At 59.1% G+C, this 18,617-nt stretch carries 16 protein-coding genes and 3 tRNA genes; 15 read left to right on the plus strand and 4 right to left on the minus strand.

Annotated features, from left to right (window positions below; all coding sequences use genetic code 11):
* Positions 1-8 precede the first annotated feature (8 nt).
* Positions 9-1,430 carry a cytochrome-c oxidase, cbb3-type subunit I gene (gene ccoN, locus SSPSH_RS13350; protein WP_006915433.1) on the minus strand — a complete coding sequence of 474 codons (1,422 nt, stop codon included), beginning with the start codon at positions 1,428-1,430 and terminating at the stop codon, positions 9-11.
* Between the two features lie 387 nt (positions 1,431-1,817).
* A tRNA-Asn gene (locus SSPSH_RS13355) sits at positions 1,818-1,893 on the minus strand.
* 224 nt (positions 1,894-2,117) lie between these two features.
* Here SSPSH_RS13355 and uvrB point away from each other — a divergent pair.
* The 13 genes from uvrB (at position 2,118) to gluQRS (ending at position 13,865) form a co-directional block, all read left to right on the plus strand.
* Positions 2,118-4,139, plus strand: a complete 2,022-nt coding sequence (gene uvrB, locus SSPSH_RS13360; protein WP_006915432.1) for an excinuclease ABC subunit UvrB — start codon at positions 2,118-2,120, stop codon at positions 4,137-4,139.
* A 41-nt stretch (positions 4,140-4,180) separates the two neighbouring features.
* Positions 4,181-4,531 (plus strand): AAA family ATPase, encoded by a 351-nt coding sequence (locus SSPSH_RS13365; RefSeq protein ID WP_006915430.1) that lies wholly within the window; start codon positions 4,181-4,183, stop codon positions 4,529-4,531.
* A 246-nt stretch (positions 4,532-4,777) separates the two neighbouring features.
* Positions 4,778-4,854: transfer RNA gene (locus SSPSH_RS13370), tRNA-Val, on the plus strand.
* 296 nt (positions 4,855-5,150) lie between these two features.
* Complete coding sequence (gene thrS / locus SSPSH_RS13375; RefSeq protein ID WP_006915428.1) at positions 5,151-7,058, plus strand: threonine--tRNA ligase; 1,908 nt, start codon at positions 5,151-5,153, stop codon at positions 7,056-7,058.
* Between the two features lie 109 nt (positions 7,059-7,167).
* The gene (infC, locus tag SSPSH_RS13380; RefSeq protein WP_084623619.1) at positions 7,168-7,707 is read left to right on the plus strand and encodes a translation initiation factor IF-3; all 540 of its coding nucleotides are present in this window, start codon (positions 7,168-7,170) and stop codon (positions 7,705-7,707) included.
* Between the two features lie 42 nt (positions 7,708-7,749).
* A complete protein-coding gene (rpmI, locus tag SSPSH_RS13385) occupies positions 7,750-7,947 on the plus strand; it encodes a 50S ribosomal protein L35 (RefSeq protein WP_006915424.1) in 198 nt (65 codons plus the stop codon).
* Between the two features lie 110 nt (positions 7,948-8,057).
* Complete coding sequence (rplT, locus tag SSPSH_RS13390; protein WP_006915422.1) at positions 8,058-8,414, plus strand: 50S ribosomal protein L20; 357 nt, start codon at positions 8,058-8,060, stop codon at positions 8,412-8,414.
* 183 nt (positions 8,415-8,597) lie between these two features.
* Positions 8,598-9,599: a phenylalanine--tRNA ligase subunit alpha gene (locus tag SSPSH_RS13395; RefSeq protein ID WP_006915421.1), complete on the plus strand. Its 1,002-nt coding sequence runs from the start codon at positions 8,598-8,600 to the stop codon at positions 9,597-9,599.
* A 57-nt stretch (positions 9,600-9,656) separates the two neighbouring features.
* Complete coding sequence (pheT, locus tag SSPSH_RS13400) at positions 9,657-12,044, plus strand: phenylalanine--tRNA ligase subunit beta (RefSeq protein ID WP_006915420.1); 2,388 nt, start codon at positions 9,657-9,659, stop codon at positions 12,042-12,044.
* A gap of 2 nt (positions 12,045-12,046) precedes the next feature.
* Complete coding sequence (locus SSPSH_RS13405) at positions 12,047-12,346, plus strand: integration host factor subunit alpha (protein ID WP_006915419.1); 300 nt, start codon at positions 12,047-12,049, stop codon at positions 12,344-12,346.
* On the plus strand, positions 12,330-12,686 hold the full coding sequence (locus tag SSPSH_RS13410) for a MerR family transcriptional regulator (protein ID WP_006915418.1): 357 nt from the start codon (positions 12,330-12,332) through the stop codon (positions 12,684-12,686). Before SSPSH_RS13405 ends, SSPSH_RS13410 begins: the two co-directional genes overlap by 17 nt.
* A gap of 72 nt (positions 12,687-12,758) precedes the next feature.
* Positions 12,759-12,835, plus strand: a tRNA-Pro gene (locus SSPSH_RS13415).
* A gap of 139 nt (positions 12,836-12,974) precedes the next feature.
* Positions 12,975-13,865, plus strand: coding sequence for a tRNA glutamyl-Q(34) synthetase GluQRS (gluQRS, locus tag SSPSH_RS13420; protein WP_040608231.1), 891 nt, complete (start codon positions 12,975-12,977; stop codon positions 13,863-13,865).
* Between the two features lies 1 nt (position 13,866).
* On the opposite strand, the gene SSPSH_RS18050 is transcribed toward gluQRS, so the two are convergent.
* Complete coding sequence (locus SSPSH_RS18050) at positions 13,867-14,373, minus strand: DUF6231 family protein (RefSeq protein ID WP_021031787.1); 507 nt, start codon at positions 14,371-14,373, stop codon at positions 13,867-13,869.
* Between the two features lie 197 nt (positions 14,374-14,570).
* Positions 14,571-15,710, minus strand: a complete 1,140-nt coding sequence (locus tag SSPSH_RS18055) for an OmpA family protein (RefSeq protein ID WP_006915415.1) — start codon at positions 15,708-15,710, stop codon at positions 14,571-14,573.
* A 204-nt stretch (positions 15,711-15,914) separates the two neighbouring features.
* Between SSPSH_RS18055 and prfB the strand changes: the two genes are divergently transcribed.
* Positions 15,915-17,013, plus strand: a protein-coding gene (prfB, locus tag SSPSH_RS13435) for a peptide chain release factor 2 (RefSeq protein ID WP_152522821.1) whose coding sequence is annotated in 2 segments (ribosomal slippage) — positions 15,915-15,986 and positions 15,988-17,013 — 1,098 coding nt in all. Because the reading frame shifts where the segments join, the coding sequence is not laid out codon by codon here.
* A 55-nt stretch (positions 17,014-17,068) separates the two neighbouring features.
* Complete coding sequence (lysS, locus tag SSPSH_RS13440) at positions 17,069-18,574, plus strand: lysine--tRNA ligase (RefSeq protein ID WP_006915412.1); 1,506 nt, start codon at positions 17,069-17,071, stop codon at positions 18,572-18,574.
* Positions 18,575-18,617: the final 43 nt, after the last annotated feature.

The following is an 18,617-nucleotide window of genomic DNA, read 5'->3' on the forward strand; positions in this document are numbered from 1 at the left end:
TCCCTGAATTAAGCCGTGGCCGCTGCGGTCTGTGCGACCGGTCGCGGGCCAGAAATCGTGCGCCAGGTGTTCCAGGCCATGATCACCATGCCGGCCAGGAACAAAATGCCGCCCAGCAGACGCACTGCGTAGTAGGGGTAGGTCGCCTGCAGCGCCTGAATGAAGCTGTAGGTCAGCGTCCCGTCCGGGTTGCTGGCACGCCACATCAAGCCCTGCATCACGCCCGAGATCCACATCGCGGCGATATAGAGCACGACGCCGATTGTTGCGACCCAGAAGTGCAGGCTGATGGCCTTGACGCTATACATCTGCGTCTTGCCATAAAGACGCGGGATCAACGCATACAGCGAGCCGATCGTGATGAAGGCAACCCAGCCGAGCGCGCCGGCGTGGACGTGGCCGATCGTCCAGTCGGTGTAATGCGAGAGTGCATTCACCGTCTTGATCGACATCATCGGGCCTTCGAAGGTCGCCATGCCGTAGAACGACAGGGAGACGATCAGGAAACGGATGATCGGATCGTCGCGCAGCTTATGCCAGGCGCCCGAGAGCGTCATGATGCCGTTGATCATGCCGCCCCAGGACGGTGCCAGCAGGATCAGCGAGAACGCCATGCCCAGCGACTGTGCCCATTCCGGCAGCGACGTGTAGTGCAGGTGATGCGGGCCCGCCCACATATAGATCGAGATCAGCGCCCAGAAGTGCACCACCGACAGACGGTAGGAGTAGATCGGGCGCTCGGCCTGCTTGGGCACGAAGTAATACATCATGCCCAGGAAGCCCGCCGTCAGGAAAAAGCCGACGGCGTTATGCCCGTACCACCACTGCACCATCGCATCGACCGCGCCCGAATAGACCGGGTAGGAATGCGTCCATGACGTCGGGATCTGGATGCTGTTGATAATGTGCAGGAGGGCGACAGTCAGCACATAGGCGCCAAAGAACCAGTTGGCGACATAAATGTGCTTGGCCTTGCGCTTGACGATCGTGCCGAAGAACACGATTGCGTAGACCACCCAGACCACTGCGATCAGGATATCGAGCGGCCAGATCAGTTCCGCGTATTCCTTACTCTGGGTCAGACCCATCGGGAGCGTAATTACCGCACCAACGATGACGGCCTGCCAGCCCCAGAAAGTGAATGCGGCGAGCTTGAAGCGGTCGCCGAATAGGCCGGTATGACAGGTTCGTTGTACGACGTAATAAGACGTCGCAAACAGTCCCGAACCGCCAAACGCAAAGATCACCGCATTGGTATGCAGTGGGCGTAGACGGCTGTATGTCAGCCAGGGGACATCAAAATTAAGGGAAGGGAAGAGCAGTTGGGCGGCGATCAACACCCCCACAGCCATCCCGATAATCCCCCAAAATACGGTGACCAGCGTGAACTGGCGCACCACCTTTTCGTTATAGCGCGGGGTAGCGTCCATCGATCGTTCCAGCGGTTGCAAGACCAGACAACCCCCGGTTTTCGCTGCGATTTCGAATAATGCTCTCAGCGAGCCGGGGTACGGCGACGCGCAGATGCTAGACCCCGGGCCGGGCAAGCGAATTGATCTAAATCAAATTTGGCGGCGCACCGGAAAACGACGCCCGTATCGACGGGCGCGACGGTCCATCGGGGCGACTCGGGCCGCTGCGAGAAACGGCAGAAACGCATTGGCGCTGCGCGCTGCCGACCGGATCGCGCAGAAACGAGCAGCGGCGTAACGAGGGCCGCGACGACGGTTTGTGTGTGGGGAAGGGTGAGCGGAAGAAAACGTCGCCCACAAAAAAAGCCGACATACGCCGGCCTGCATGGACTATCCGAATGGGGATGGCTCCCCGGGACGGGCTCGAACCGCCGACCTAGTGATTAACAGTCACCCGCTCTACCAACTGAGCTACCGGGGATCGGATATCCGCTTGTGTTCGCCCTGTGGCGAAGGCCGCGTATGCTAGGGGACTGGCATGGATTTGGCAAGCATGAATCCGGATTTTTTATACGGTGCTCGGCTGTCGACCTTACAGAGTGATTTGCGTCTCGGCCGAGGGTTCATGCGTAGGCATTCGAAACGCAATCGAGATCGTCTCGCACGGCGCTTGTTTTCAAGCCGATCGTGCCAATCGTGGGTGTCATGAGCGAAAGCAGCTTCAAACTCAAAGCAGACTGGGCGCCGGCCGGCGACCAGCCGACGGCGATCACAGGGTTGGTCGAGGGCCTGGACGACGGCTTGGCGCACCAGGTGTTGCTCGGTGTGACCGGTTCCGGCAAGACTTTCACCATGGCCAATGTGGCAATGCAGGCTGGCCGACCCATGCTGGTCATGGCGCCCAACAAGACGCTGGCGGCCCAGCTTTACGGCGAAATGCGGGAGTTCTTTCCCGGCAACGCGGTCGAGTACTTCGTATCGTACTACGACTACTATCAGCCGGAGGCTTATGTGCCGGCGTCCGATACCTTTATCGAGAAGGACTCCTCGGTCAACGAACATATCGAGCAGATGCGTCTGTCGGCGACCAAGGCGTTGATGGAGCGCCGCGATACGATCATCGTGGCGTCGGTATCCGCGATCTATGGTCTGGGTGACCCGGCCGCGTATTTCTCGATGGTGCTGCACCTGGACGAGGGCGATCGTATCGGCCAGCGCGATATCGTCACCCGGCTGACCGAATTGCAGTACAAGCGTAACGATGTCGCGCTCGAGCGCGGTTGTTACCGGGTGCGGGGCGAGATCATCGATGTGTTCCCCGCCGAAGCCGACGACGAAGCGGTCCGTATCGAGTTGTTCGACGACGAGGTCGAGCGCCTGTCGTATTTCGACCCACTCACCGGCACCGTCAATCGGAAGGTTCCGCGGCTGACCATCTACCCGAAAACACATTATGTGACGCCACGCGAGCGCATGGTCGGGGCGATGGACTCGATCAAGGCCGAGATGAAGGAGCGGGTCAAGCAGTTCGAGTCGCAGGGCAAACTGCTCGAAGCCCAGCGTATCGAACAGCGCACGTTGTTCGATCTCGAGATGATTAACGAGATCGGCTTCTGTTCGGGTATCGAAAACTATTCGCGCTATCTGTCGGGCCGCGCGCCGGGCGAGCCGCCGCCGTGTCTGCTCGATTATCTGCCCGATGACGCCATCATGGTGCTCGACGAGTCGCATGTGACCGTTCCGCAGATCGGTGGCATGTACAAGGGCGATCGCGCTCGTAAGGAGACGCTTGTCGAATACGGGTTCCGCCTGCCGTCGGCATTGGACAATCGCCCACTCAAGTTTGAAGAGTTCGAGCGGGTCGCGCCGCAGATGATCTATGTCTCGGCCACGCCGGGCACTTACGAGACCGAACACGCAGACAACACGGTCGAGCAGGTGGTACGCCCGACTGGTCTCGTCGATCCGGCGATCGAGATTCGGCCGGCAGAAAACCAGGTCGACGATCTGCTTTCCGAAATCAAGGAAGTGACGGTCAAGAACCAGAGGGTCTTGGTGACCACGCTGACCAAGCGCATGGCCGAAGACCTGACCGAATATCTGCACGAGGCCGGGGTGTCGGTGCGGTATCTGCATTCGGATATCGATACGGTTGAGCGCAGCGAGATCATTCGTGATCTGCGCCTGGGCGAGTTCGACGTACTCGTGGGGATCAACCTGCTACGCGAGGGGCTGGATATTCCCGAGGTCGCGCTGGTGGGCATCCTCGACGCGGACAAGGAAGGCTTCCTGCGCGCCGAGCGCTCTCTCATTCAGACCATTGGTCGTGCAGCGCGTAACGTCGACGGCCGCGCGATTCTGTATGCCGATCAGATCACCGGCTCGATGCGGCGTGCGATTGACGAAACCGAGCGTCGCCGCGCCAAGCAGATCGCGTTCAATGAAGAACACGGTATTACGCCGAAGACGATCCAGAAGGCGGTGGCCGATGTCATGCGTCACGGCTACGAAGAGTACAGCGAGGTGAAGGAGCGTAAGAAGGTGGCCGAAGTGGGCGCCGACTATGCCCGCATGACGCCGAATCAGCTGGCCAAGGAAATCGAGAAGCTCGAAAAGCAGATGTTCAAGCACGCCGAGAATCTGGAGTTCGAGCAGGCCGGGGAGATTCGCGACCGGATCGGCAAACTGCGTGAGCATGCCTTCGATCTGCCAGCGAAAGCGGGCTGAACGTCGCGCTTGTCTATTGTGGCAGCAAGTTCCGTCTAGAGATGGTGCATGTTCTAGTGACCGGTGGCCCGGGTTCGGGTACGAGCACGCTTGCTGAAGTGCTCGCGCATCGCCTGAGCGCGGTTTGGATCGAGGCGGATGATTACTACTGGAAACCCAGCGATCCGCCGTTCCAGTACAAATACGAGGCGTCAGAGCGTGCCGAGCGGCTGCTTCAGGCATTGGGTAATACTCAGCGGGCCGTGGTGGCCGGCTCGGTCATGGGGTGGGGCGATGCGATCGAAACGGCCTTCGACCGCATCATTTTCCTCTATACCGATACGGCGACCCGTATGACGCGTCTGCGAGCGCGGACAATATCGCTACGGTCGAGCGAGGCCGGGTTTCCTTGAATGGGCGGCCGGCTACGATGCGGGCGAGCGTCCGGGACGCTCGCTGCCCCGGCATCAGGCCTGGCTCGCGCAACGCACGGTACCGGTGCTGCGCCCCGACGGCGCCACCGAACTCGGCGAGATGACGGCGCAGGCGATATCGTTCTGTAATCCGCGTACGAAGTAAGCGAACGTACGGGAACACAAAAATGTTTCGGTAAAGGGTTGCCTCGGTCCGCCCACGCCGGTATTGTTTCGCACCTCGACAGGCGCGTAGCTCAGTTGGTTAGAGCGCTACCTTGACATGGTAGAGGTCGGTGGTTCGAATCCACTCGCGCCTACCAGACTTGTTTGTTCTGGTTTTCATGTCGTGCTTCGATATCGATGGCGATCGACGGCATTTTCGCCACTGACCCTGCGGGTCGGGGTGTCAGCTTCCAGGCGAAGCCGATTTTGCGAGCTTGGTTTGGTCGCGTCCTCATGGTGTGAGGTTGTCGAATGCGCGCGCGTTGCCGGAACAGATCGTTAAAGCCGCAGCCGGGTTCTCCCGCCCGCGGCTTTTTTGTTTAAGGCATTCGCCGAGCGGCGAATGACACGCACGCGGCCTCTGGTATGGGCCGCCACTGACAAAAGGAATGCCATGCCTGCCATTACTCTTCCCGACGGTTCCGTCAAGCAGTTCGACCAGCCGGTGACCGGCATGCAGGTCGCCGAGTCGATCGGCGCCGGACTGGCCAAAGCCACGCTGGCCGCCCGAATCGATGGCCGCCTGGCCGATGCCTGTGTCGAGATCGATCACGACGCCGAGGTTGCGCTGATCACGGCACGTGATCGCGAAGGTCTCGATATCATCCGTCACTCCTGTGCGCATCTGCTGGGTCAGGCGCTCAAGACGATTTATCCGAATGTGCAGATGGCCATCGGGCCAGTCATCGACGATGGCTTTTATTACGATATCGCCATCGACCGCACGCTGACCCCCGAAGACCTGGAAAAGATCGAGGCCCGCATGTACGAGCTGGCCGAGCGCGATCATGATGTGATTCGCGAAGTGGTCACGCGCGAAAAGGCGCTGGCCACGTTCGAGGCGCGTGACGAACCCTATAAGCAGGAGATCGTGCGCGGTATCCCGGAGGGCGAAACCATCGCCCTGTATCACCATGAGGACTACACCGACATGTGTGTGGGTCCGCATGTGCCGAATTCGCGGCATCTGCGCGCGTTCAAGCTGACCAGTCTGGCCGGGGCTTACTGGCGCGGCGATGCGGACAACGAGATGCTCACCCGCATCTACGGCACGGCTTGGGCGAACAAGAAGGACTTGAAAGCGCATCTCGCCCATATCGAAGAGGCCAAGAAACGCGACCATCGCTTGATCGGTCGTCGCCAGGAGCTTTTCCACATTCAGGAAGAAGCGCCGGGCATGGTGTTCTGGCATGACCGTGGCTGGCAGATCTATCTGCAGATTACCGACTATATTCGCGCCCGGCTTAAGCGGCAGGGCTATCGCGAAGTGCATACCCCGTCGCTGATCGATCTGTCGCTCTGGGAAAAATCGGGCCACGCGGACAAGTTCATGGAGAACATGTTCATCACCGGCTCCGAAGAGCGTCAGTTCGCGGTCAAGCCGATGAATTGCCCCGCTCATGTTCAGATCTACAACCGCGGCCTGAAAAGCTATCGCGATTTGCCGCTACGCTTGGCAGAGTTCGGCTCCTGCCATCGTAATGAAGCGTCCGGCACGTTACACGGCCTGATGCGGGTGCGCGGCTTTACCCAGGACGACGCCCACATCTTCTGTACCGAGGCGCAGATCGGCGAGGAAGTCGGTGCTTTCATCGATCTGCTTTATACCGTCTATCGAGACTTCGGCTTCGACGATGTATTGATCAAGCTATCCACTCGGCCCGAAAAACGTGTGGGTTCGGACGCGGTGTGGGATAAGTCCGAAGCGGCGTTGCAGCAGTGTCTTGAAGACAAGGGGCTGGACTTCGAGCTTCAGCCAGGCGAGGGCGCGTTCTACGGTCCGAAAATCGAGTTCTCCCTGCGGGATTGCCTGAGCCGCGTCTGGCAGCTCGGCACGGTGCAGCTCGACTTCTCCATGCCAGCGCGCCTGGGCGCCGAATATGTTGATGAAAATGGCGATCGCCAGGTTCCGGTGATGATTCATCGGGCTATCCTGGGCTCGCTCGAGCGCTTTATCGGCATCCTGATCGAGCACTATGCAGGCTCGATGCCGGTCTGGCTTTCGCCGTCGCAGGCAGTGTTGCTCAACATCACCGATGCGCAAGCAGACTTTGTAACCGCCACCGCTCGACGGCTGCGTGACGGTGGATTGCGGGTCGATACGGACCTGCGTAACGAAAAAATCGGCTACAAGATTCGTGAACACACGATGCAGCGCGTACCCTTTCTTCTCGTGGTGGGCGATCGTGAAGTCGAGTCGGGCTCGGTTGCCGTGCGGACTCGCGAAGGCGAGGACCTCGGCACGATGAGCGTCGAAGCGTTTCTTGCGATGGCGCAAGAGCGCATTGATGCGAGAAATTAGCCTTGAGAGGCTGGTTTGCCTGCAATCATCTGATATACTCGCGCGCTTCGCGCAATTCGTGCGTGTAAAAGCGGTGCGAATATGCCGGTAATGCAAGGAGGACGCTGAAATCGCTTCTGGACAAAAGGATCGTCGCAACGATGCAATAACCGCGCGGGAAGTCCGCGTGATCGACCCCGACGGGGAACAAGTCGGCATCATGCGAATCGAGGATGCGCTTGAAAAAGCAGGCGAGTACTCGCTCGACTTGGTCGAAGTTTCGCCCAACGCCAATCCCCCGGTCACCCGGATCATGGATTACGGCAAGCACATCTTCGAGAAAAAGAAGACGCAGCAAGCTGGTAAGCAGAAGCAGAAGCAGACGCAGCTCAAGGAAGTGAAGTTCCGCCCGGGTACCGACAAGGGCGACTACAACATCAAGCTGCGTAAGCTTAAAGAGTTTCTGGAAGACGGCGACAAGATCAAGATCACGCTGCGTTTTCGTGGTCGTGAGATGGCTCATCAGGAACTCGGCATGGAGTTGATGGACCGGGTTCGCGATGATCTCGAAGAACTGGCTGGTGTTGAGCAGCATCCGGAAATGCAGGGTCGTCTGATGACCATGGTCATGGCGCCGCTCAAGGGCGTGCCCAAGAACAGCAAAAAGTAACGAACCCCGATTGCCGGGGACATGTCGATTTAGAGAGAAGTTATGCCCAAGCTCAAGACGAACCGCGGTGCTGCGAAACGTTTCAAGCGTACTGGCAGCGGCAAGCTCCGTCGCCGTCGCGCTTTCGATAACCATATCCTGACCAAGAAGGCGCCCAAGCGTAAGCGTCGTCTGGCCCAGGGGGCGATGGTTGCGCATTGCGACCAGCCCGCGATGGATCGCTTGATTCCGTATAAGTAGCGATTACGCGCTGCGTGCTCGCAGCGGTATTGCGTCAAAGTCCGGCTCGTCGGTATGCCAAGTGTATGCCGGCGTCATGTTTTAAACAGTTATAAACAGGAAACGCGAAAATGGCACGAGTCAGTCGCGGCGTGACGGCCAAGGCCCGTCACAAAAAGGTGCTCAAACAGGCCAAGGGTTATTACGGCGCGCGCAGTCGCACGTATCGCGTTGCCCGCCAGGCCGTGTTCAAGGCGGGTCAGTACGCCTATCGAGATCGTCGCAACCGCAAGCGCGATTTTCGCGCGCTGTGGATCACGCGCATTAGCGCTGGCGCGAAAGAGTTGGGTATGTCGTACAGCAAGCTGATGAACGGACTCAAGAAGTCCGGCATCGAGCTGGATCGCAAGATTCTCGCGGATCTCGCGGTGCGCGACAAGGCGACCTTCGCGGCTATCGTCGAGCAGGCGAAGTCCGCACAGGCCTGACCCGTTGACCCGGTTCCCAGGAATCGGGGGTATCTGGCTGGTCGGTATCGATTTTCGATATCGGCAACCGCTCGTGCATTCTACGAAAGGGAAAGGCAGCTGCCTTTCCCTTTCGTGTTTGTGAGCGGTTCTTTTGTATTGCCGGTTGTCTTTTGAGAAATCTGGCGCGAGGAGTTGCGGTGCATGACTAGCGAACTCGATCGTCTGCGGGAGCAGGCTATTGCCGATATCGAAGCGTCTGAAAACCTGCAGGCGCTGGACGCGCACCGCGTGTCTTTGCTCGGCAAAAAAGGTGTCGTAACCGCTCAGCTCAAGGCGCTCGGCGCACTGGCGCCAGAGCAGCGCCGGGAAGAGGGGGCGCGGATCAATCGGCTCAAAGGTGAGCTCGCGGCTGCCATCAACGCGCGGCGTGAGGCGCTCGAGGCCGAGGCGCTCGAGCGACGTATGGCTGCAGAAAGTGTGGATGTTACCTTGCCGGGGCGCGGGCGCCGCCCCGGGGCGGCGCATCCGATTACGCTCACACGGCAGCGGATCGAGCGGCTTTTCGTACATAACGGCTTCGAAGTGGTGCACGGCCCCGAAATCGAAGACGATTACCATAATTTCGAAGCACTGAACGTACCGCCGGATCATCCCGCCCGCGCCATGCAGGACACGTTCTATGTCGACGGCGCGCGGTTGTTGCTACGCACCCATACCTCGCCGGTGCAGGTGCGTACGATGGAGGCGCGTCAGCCGCCGATTCGGATCATCGCGCCGGGTCGAGTCTATCGCTGCGATTCCGATCGTACGCACAGCCCCATGTTCCACCAAGTGGAAGCCCTTTATGTGGCCGAGCGCGTAAGCTTCGCGCAGCTACGTGCCGAGTTGCAGTCCTTTCTGGAAGCCTTTTTTGGCACCGAACTGAAGCTGCGCTTTCGCCCGTCCTACTTTCCGTTTACCGAGCCTTCTGCGGAAGTCGATATTGATGGTCGAAGCCTCGGTACAGGGTCTGGCTGGATGGAAGTGCTCGGCTGCGGCATGGTGCATCCGCGTGTGCTCGAGGCTGCAGGTATCGACGGCGATCGCTATACGGGCTATGCAATCGGTATGGGGGTGGAGCGTCTGGCGATGCTGCGCTACGGCGTAACCGATCTGCGCCAGTTCTATGATAACGATCTACGCTTTCTCGAGCAGTTCGCTTAGTACATGGGCGCGTTTCAGTGCGTCGGGCGTGACCGTTCTTTCGATATTGGCTGATGTATGAAGATTAGCGAACAGTGGCTACGTGAGTGGGTCGATACGGCGTCACCCATCGAGGTTCTTGCAGACAAGCTGACGATGGCGGGGCTTGAAGTCGATGACGTGCTCGACGGCGGCCCCGCGTTGGATGGCGTTGTTGTTGGCCGCATTCTCGAGTGTGAACCCCACCCGCAGGCCGATCGACTGCGACTGTGTAAGGTCGACGTCGGGGGCGCTTCACCACTGGCGATCGTTTGCGGTGCGCCCAATGCGGCCAAAGGTTTGGTTGTGCCTGTGGCGCTCGTCGGTGCGACTTTGCCGAACGGCACGCGTATCGAGCCTGCAAAAATCCGCGGTGAGGCATCCGCGGGTATGCTTTGTAGTGCAAGCGAGCTCGGCCTGACCTCGGACGCGAGTGGTCTCTGGGCGCTCGCGGTTGATGCCCCGGTGGGTACCGCACTTGCCGATTATCTGGGTTTGCCGGATCGTATTCTGGATATTGATCTGACGCCCAACCGAGGCGACTGTCTTAGCGTGCGCGGTGTGGCGCGGGAAATCGCGGTCGCAGAAAACGTGGTGGCCACGCTCCCCGTATTTGATTCACCGCCCGTTTCGATCGCAACCCAGCGCGAGGTGCATATCGATGCGCCTGATCGATGTGCCGCCTATGGGGCACGAACGATCGAAAACGTGCAGGCAAACGCGCCCACACCCGTATGGCTGGCGGAACGACTGCGTCGCGCCGGCATACGTCGTATCAGTTTGCCGGTGGATATCGGCAACTACGTGATGCTCGAGTTCGGACAGCCGATGCATGCCTTCGACGCCGACAAGCTCGTGGGTGCGATTCACGTGCGCCTGGCAACAACCGGTGAACACGTCGTGACGCTCGATGGCGAAGATGTCGAGCTGGCATCGGACACGCTGGTCATTGCGGATGAACGCGGCCCGGTTGCGATTGCCGGCATGATCGGCGGTCAGCGCACCGCCGTGGATGAACATACCCGTAACGTCGTGTTCGAATCCGCATGTTTTACGCCAGCGGCGGTCGCAGGCCAAGGGCGTCGCTACAAGATCCATACGGATTCACTGCATCGGTTCGAACGTGGGGTCGATCCCGCCCTGTATCGGTTAGCGCTTGACCGCGCCTCGCAGTTGTTAACTGCACACGGCGGCGGTGTGGCGGGGCCGGTGAGTGTGGCCGAAGGGGCCCCGGTCTCGAATCAGCAACGCCGTATCGCACTGAGTGCCGGCCATATCGAACGACTTCTCGGCCAGCCGGTTGAAACAGCCTGGGTTGAAAAAGCGCTCCAAGCGCTCGGCATGGAAGTTGAAACCGAGGACAAGAATCACTGGATCGTGGTGCCACCGAGTTGGCGCTACGACATCGAGATCGAAGCCGACCTCATCGAGGAGGTCGCACGCGTGTATGGTTATGACCGACTCGAGACGAACGATCCTGGCGTGACCTTGCCGCCAGTGCCTGCCGACGGCGGATTCGACTCGGCTGGCCATACGGCCGCCGCGTTGCGTGAGCGCGGCTACAGCGAGGCGATAACGTATAGTTTCGTTGAGCCAGGCCTACATGCTGAACTCACCGGCGCTGAAGCCGCGGTGGTGCTCGATAATCCCATATCGGATCAGCTCGTGGAAATGCGGCGCACGCTCTGGGCGAGTCTGCTCCCCGGTTGGCATCACAACGTTCGTCGTCAGCAAACCACTATTCGGCTCTACGAGCGTGGGCTGAGGTTTCTGCCGGATGCCGACGCTGAGAATGGCATCGCCCAACGTGAAACGCTAGCAGGCCTGGCGAGTGGGTCGGCCGACGATACGCATTGGGACAGGCCGTTGCGGGCACTGGATTTTTTCGATATTAAAGGTGACGTCGAAGCCTTGTTTGTAGGCGTGGCGGGACGTCTTACGTTCGAGGCAAGTCGCCATCCGGCGTTGCACCCCGGTCGCAGCGCGCAGATCCTACTGGATGGCAATGTCGTGGGCTGGCTTGGTCAGCTCTCGCCGAAATTCGCCAAGCGTTATAAAAACATAGAGTTACCCTATCTTTTTGAAGTTGATTATCGCGCACTTTCGAAGTCTCGCAATATTCGATTCGAGCCGCTTTCGGAGCAGCCGACTGTACGCCGTGACCTCGCGCTGGTCGTTGCCGATGATGTAGCCGTCGCGACGTTGATTGCGGCAATCGAGAGCGTTGACGCGGCTGAACTCAGGTCAATTCAAGTGTTTGATGTATTTCGAGGACAAGGCCTTGAGACTGGTTTCAAGAGCGTGGCTTTAGGCTTGATTTTCCAAGATAAAGCGAGCACGCTTACTGACGACCGGGTGGAAAAAATAATAGAACGCGTATTGGCTGCTCTAGATGAGCGCTGCGACGCGCGAATCAGGGGTGAATAATCGTGGCATTGACCAAGGCCGATCTTACCGAGAGTCTGTTTGACCAGCTCGGTTTCAATAAGCGCGAGTCTAAAGAGTTTGTCGACTGCTTCTTTGAAGAGGTACGTCAAACTCTCGAAGAAGGTGAATACGTGAAGCTTTCCGGGTTCGGTAATTTCGAACTGCGTGACAAGAATCAGCGTCCGGGGCGTAACCCCAAGACCGGCGAAGAGATTCCGATCTCGGCACGTCGTGTTGTCAGTTTTAAACCGGGCCAGAAGATGCGCGCCCGCGTCGAGTCGAGCATTGACTCAAGTAGCTGAAGAACTGCCGCGGATTCCGGACAAGCGCTACTTTACGATTGGTGAAGTCAGCGAGTTGTGCCGCGTCAAGCCGCATGTGTTGCGGTATTGGGAACAAGAGTTCACGCAGCTCAAGCCCGTAAAACGACGAGGCAATCGGCGTTATTACCAGCAACATGACGTGGTCATCGCGCGCGATATACGTATGCTGCTTTATGAGCAGGGCTTCACTATCCAAGGGGCTCGGCTTCAGCTGCGCGATAAAGGGCGTGTTCTGGCGTCGTTGCCCGTTGCGAGCGCGGCGGACTCGCTCGCCTCTATTCGCCAAGAACTCGAGTCGATCGCACAGCGTCTCGAATGAGCGAGACGGGATTTACAAGGGTCGTGATTATCTCTCGACGTACAGCATATCTCTGGTAAGATACGCATCTCTCGGGGTATGGCGCAGCTTGGTAGCGCGTCTGCATGGGGTGCAGAAGGTCGTAGGTTCAAATCCTGCTACCCCGACCAACCTTTTCTCGTGGCACTTACCTTAGTGCACTAACGATACCGTGCCGGTGTTGCGGTACGGCTTGTTGTCCCTCGGCTCTGCGTCGCTCCGGCGCATGAGTACGCCCTCACGTATTTCGCTTTTCTTAGACTCTGCCTGATGGTTGGTGTTATCGGTAGGTTTGCGCCTTCGCCTAGCGGAGCTCTGCATATGGGCTCGCTTGTTGCGGCGCTCGGCAGCTTTCTACAGGCACGCGCTCAGGGCGGAAAATGGCTGCTGCGGATCGATGACCTCGATATACCGCGAGTCGAGTCTGGCGCAATTAATAAAATCGTCGATACGTTAGAGTTCTTCGGATTACGCTGCGACGGTGAAGTCCTCTATCAGAGCGGTCGACGGGATGACTACGCGCGAGCCATTACTTATTTGAAAGCCGCCGGCTACGCATTCGACTGCGGTTGTACGCGTCGGGAGGCGCGCTCGGGGCGAGCCGGAATCGAGGGGCCGATCTACCCGGGCACTTGCCGACGAGGGTTGCCGGCTGGCCGCACAGCGCGATCGATACGACTGCGGGTGTCCGAAGCACCGATCGTGGTAACGGACGCGATCCAGGGCTGCTATACACAACGCCTGGACCGAGATATCGGTGATTTCGTGATCCGGCGCGCTGACGGAATTGTGGCGTACCAGCTAGCGACCGTGCTGGACGATGCTTATCAAGGGGTGACCGAAGTCGTGCGCGGCGCGGATCTTCTGTCATCGACGCCTCGTCAAATAGCTATTCAGCAGGCGCTTGGCTTGCATACGCCCCTCTACGCACACCTTCCAGTGGTCGTAGACGAAACGGGGGAAAAGCTCGGCAAAAGTACCGGCGCAATACCGTTGCGGCCCCGCAATGGGGCAGCTCAGCTATTCCAGTGCCTGCGATGGCTGGGACAGTCCCCGCCCGATACGCTTCACGACGTGAGCGTCAGCCGACTGTTAGAGTGGGGTTTAGACAATTGGTCGCTAAGTCGTGTGCCGAGCGCGCCGCAGCTAGGCGGGCGTTGAGTTACCAGCGCTCCCGATCCCAGCGCTCGGGATTCGCCCAGTAGCGTGAATTAAGCCAATCGGGCGTCGTCTTGTAATCACGAATATCGTATCGATAGATTGAGATTTCAGTATTGATCTCGACGCTTTTCGGGCTACGCCTGAAGCCCAGAGCAATAAAGTCTCCGATGCGCCATTCGTTGCTGCTTGTCTCGTCGTTTCTGACGCAAACGATAACGGTATTGGCAAGCTGATCGCGTAGCCTGCTTATAAGCTGACGGCCCTGAGGCGGAGTCAGTTGAGTTAAGGCAGGCGGGAAAGTGATCGCCAGATCGAAGCGCGCCCCGGCCGTATCGCCGCTCAACGAGTCATCGGCGTTCGATACCGCGCATTTGCATTCGATGCCGGCTACGCCTTGCAGCCGCTGCCGCGACGTATGGCACGGCTCGATCAGTAGCAGGCGCCCCGGTGCGTTTTTGCGCACAAGTTCCTCTAGATAAGAGAGTACGGGGTCAGCTGTGATCTCCATAGGCACCTATTTATGTTGGCCACGAACGGCGAACGGACAATTTGTATTCTCAATACCCGCAGAATAGTTGAGCTAGTTTGCCAGCTCATCTAGCGAGTTGTGCGTTCGACTTCGACCATTGCACGAATATCAGACAAAAAAAAGCCCGGCCTCCGAAGAGGCCGGGCCCGACTTCAAACAGTCGGTCTACCTGATTGTTACTGCTCGGTAACGTTCAGTTCGACGCGACGGTTCTGAGCGCGGCCAGCGGCCGTCTCGTTGGTCGCAACCGGGTTGGACTCGCCATGACCCTGCGTGCCGGTGATACGGCTCGAGGAGATGCCATGCTCGATCAGGTACTGACGCACCGAATCGACACGACGCTGGGAGAGACCCTGGTTGTACTGCTCGGTACCGATGCTGTCGGTGTAGCCATCGACACGGAACTTGACTTCCGAGCTGGCCTGCAGCGCGTCGACAACGTTGTCGAGGCGATTTTCAGCCTGCATCGTCAGCTTGGACGAATCGAACTCGAAGGTGACACCCTTGAGTACGATCGGAGCCTGCTTCTCGATCGGGCAACCGCGGGCATCGACTTCGGTGCCACGCGGGGTGCCGGGGCACTGGTCGTTGGCGTCGATGACACCATCGCCATCGCTATCCATCGGCTGGGCCGGAGCGGGCGCCGGAGCCGGCTCGGCTGCAGTCGGGGGCGCCCCCAGCGGGATCTGCAGACCCAGCGACAGGATGTGGTCGTCGAAGCGCTGATCTTCGTAACCGGCACCATAGATGTCCGCGGAATCCACGGTGGTGTAGCGGTAACGGTACTCAGCACGCACGGCCAGGCCGTAGTCGTTGAGCTGGTACATATAACCCAGACCGGCGTCCAGGAAGTCGGCGTCAGCATCGTCGCCCACGGCTACATCGTTAACTTCGCCGTAGCCGGGATCCATCTTGCCCCAGGACGCGCCCAGGATGCCGTAGACCGGCAGGGTGTCACGGGCCGGGAAGAACAGGGCGTCCAGACCAAAGCCGTACAGGTCGGCGTCGTTGGCGTCAGCGCCGTTGATCGACTGGTCGGGGTTGAAGTAGAAACCGAACAGTTCCAGGTTCAACCAGCTGTTGATCGGCTTACCGATCGCCAGCGTAGCGCCGATGCTGTCGTCGTTATCGGTGTTCAGGTTACCGAGCGGTGCCGGGCCGCCGACGGCATCGTTATCGAAGAAGCCGTAGCTGACCATCGGCGCCACGTAGAAGCGCTTGTCCTGCGGGGCGTCCATCTGGGCCATGGCGCTGCTCGCGAAGGCGAGCCCCAGCGCGCCAGCAACACCTGCGGTAAGCGGTTGCTTGAATTTCATAGTTCAAAACTCCCTTGAACGGGTTTAGGTTTGTTGTGCGGTCCCATTCACCGAACTGGCGAACAAGCGTTCCCAAACCGGTGACGTGCAACCAGATTATGGGGGTTATCGCTGGAATTAGCAATTAATTCTCGCGCTTGTGCTACTAGTCTGAAGCTGCAATGATCCGCGCCCGCAACGCACCCTCCAGTACTAGGAATGTCAATGGATACCAACGCTGTGAACACTCGTATGCAGGAATTGCGCGCGCGTCTAGGCGACCTCAGGGGGTATCTTTGACTACGCTGAGAAAAAGGATCGGCTAGACGAAATCGACGCGGAGCTCGCGCAAGGGGATATCTGGGCCAACGACCCGGACAAGGCGCAGGCATTCGGTCAGGAAAAAGCGCGCCTTGAAGAGGTCGTGCAGCCGATGGAGAGGTCGCTTTCCATTCTGGATGACAGTGCAGAACTGGTAGAGCTCGCAGAGGTTGAGGGCGACCAGTCGGTAATCGACGATATCGTTGCCGAGCTGGACACTGTTGAAGCGCATTTGAAGAGCCTGGAATTCCAGCGCATGTTCTCCGGCGAAGCCGATGCGAGGAATGCGTTCGTGGATATTCAATCCGGGTCGGGCGGCACGGAAGCGCAAGATTGGGCGGAAATGCTGCTGCGAATGTACTTGCGTTGGTTCGAGCGGCGCGGGTTCGCGACCGAGGTAACCGAGTTGTCGCCGGGCGAAGTCGCCGGTATTAAGAGTGCGACCATTGCGGTAACTGGGAGCTATGCCTATGGGTGGCTGCGTACGGAGACCGGTGTGCACCGTCTGGTGCGCAAATCACCGTTCGACTCGGGTGCGCGCCGCCATACTTCTTTCGCCGCGGTATTTGTGGCGCCCGAAATCGACGATGAGATCTCGATCGATATCGACCCGTCGGATCTGCGCGTCGACGTGTATCGAGCCAGCGGCGCAGGCGGCCAGCATGTCAACCGCACCGAGTCGGCCGTGCGAATCACGCATAATCCGACGGGCATCGTCGTTCAGTGCCAAAACGATCGCTCGCAGCACAAGAATCGTGCGACTGCGATGAAGCAGCTGCAATCCAAATTGTACGAGCGTGAGTTGTCGGCTCGTCGCGCCCAGGCAGAGGCGACCGAAGCGGATAAATCCGATATCGGTTGGGGCAGCCAGATCCGGTCTTACGTGCTCGATCAGTCGCGTATCAAGGATCTGCGCACGGGCGTCGAAGTCGGCAACACCCAGGCGGTACTCGACGGCGATCTGGACGAGTTCGTTGAGGAAAGCCTCAAGCAGGGGCTATAGAGCGATACGTCGGGCACGAGCGCATAAGCCATTCTCTATATATGGACGCAACGAAATGACTGAAACCGGTTCGAGCGATACCGACACCCATCGGCTGGTCGCTCAGCGCAAGGAAAAGCTGAAGGCCTGGCGCGAGCAGGGCGCGGCCTTCCCGAATGATTTTCGGCCCGATGCGCTGGCCGGCGAGTTGCAGCGCGCGCATGCGGATGACGACGCTGAGACTCTGGACGAGCGCGCGCAAGAGGTTGCGGTGGCCGGGCGGCTGCTCGCCAAGCGGGTCATGGGTAAGCTCAGCTTCGCGACACTTCAGGATCGCAGCGGGCGCATCCAGTTGTTCGTGCAGCGCGACTTGCTGGGCGAGGACGCATACAAGGCATTCAAGCAGCTCGACATCGGCGATATCGTCGGCGTACGTGGCGCATTGTCCCGCACCAATAAGGGTGAGCTGTCAGTTCGAGCGACCGAATTGCGTCTGTTGACCAAGTCACTGCGCCCGTTGCCGGAAAAATGGCACGGTTTGTCCGATACCGAAGCACGCTATCGTCAGAGATATGTCGATCTGATCATGCATCCTGACTCGCGTGCAGTGTTCATGGCGCGTAGCGCGATCGTGCGCGGCGTGCGCGATTTCTTCGAGTCGCGTGACTTTCTGGAAGTCGAAACACCGATGCTGCAGGCCATCCCCGGCGGTGCGGCGGCGCGGCCCTTCGTGACCCACTATAATGCGCTCGATCACGACTTCTATCTGCGGGTGGCGCCCGAGCTCTACCTCAAGCGTCTCGTGGTCGGCGGCCTGGAAAAGGTTTTCGAGTTGAACCGGAATTTTCGTAACGAAGGGGTGTCCACTCGCCACAATCCCGAGTTCACGATGCTTGAGTTCTACCAGGCCTACGCGGACTACCGCGATCTGATGGATTCGATTGAAGCACTGCTGCGAGAACTCTCGGATCGGGTCGCGGCAAATCATTCCCAGGCGTGCAATGAGGATGCGATACGCTTCGATGCCCCGTTCGAGCGTCTTTCCATGCGCGATGCGGTCCTTAAGTATAACGACAGCGTTAGCCAACAAGACATTGAATCATTGGATGGATTATCCGAAGCAGCAGCCCGTCTCGGAGTAAAAGGCGAGGCGAGCTGGGGTTACGGAAAATGGCTTACCGAGCTGTTCGAACATACGGTCGAACATCGTTTGGAAAGTCCGACGTTTGTGACTGACTATCCCGCAGAAGTATCACCGCTGGCGCGTCGGCGCGACGATAACCCCGACGTGACAGAACGTTTCGAGCTGTTTGTTGCGGGCCGCGAAATCGCCAACGGGTTTTCCGAGCTTAACGATGCGGAAGACCAGGCCGAGCGCTTCGCGGCACAGGCCCATGCCATGGCTGCCGGCGACGATGAAGCGATGTATTACGATGCCGACTATGTGAATGCGCTCGAGTATGGGTTGCCGCCTACGGCCGGCGCCGGGATCGGCATCGATCGACTGGTCATGCTGTTGACGGGCCGCTCGGCCATTCGCGATGTGCTGCTGTTCCCGCAATTGCGACCCCAGGGTCAGTAGCACGCTGTTTGCGGTTGGCAGGCCCACCCGCGTGCGGGCTTGC

The sequence above is a fragment of the Salinisphaera shabanensis E1L3A genome (assembly GCF_000215955.2).
GTDB classification, from domain to species: Bacteria; Pseudomonadota; Gammaproteobacteria; order Nevskiales; family Salinisphaeraceae; genus Salinisphaera; species Salinisphaera shabanensis.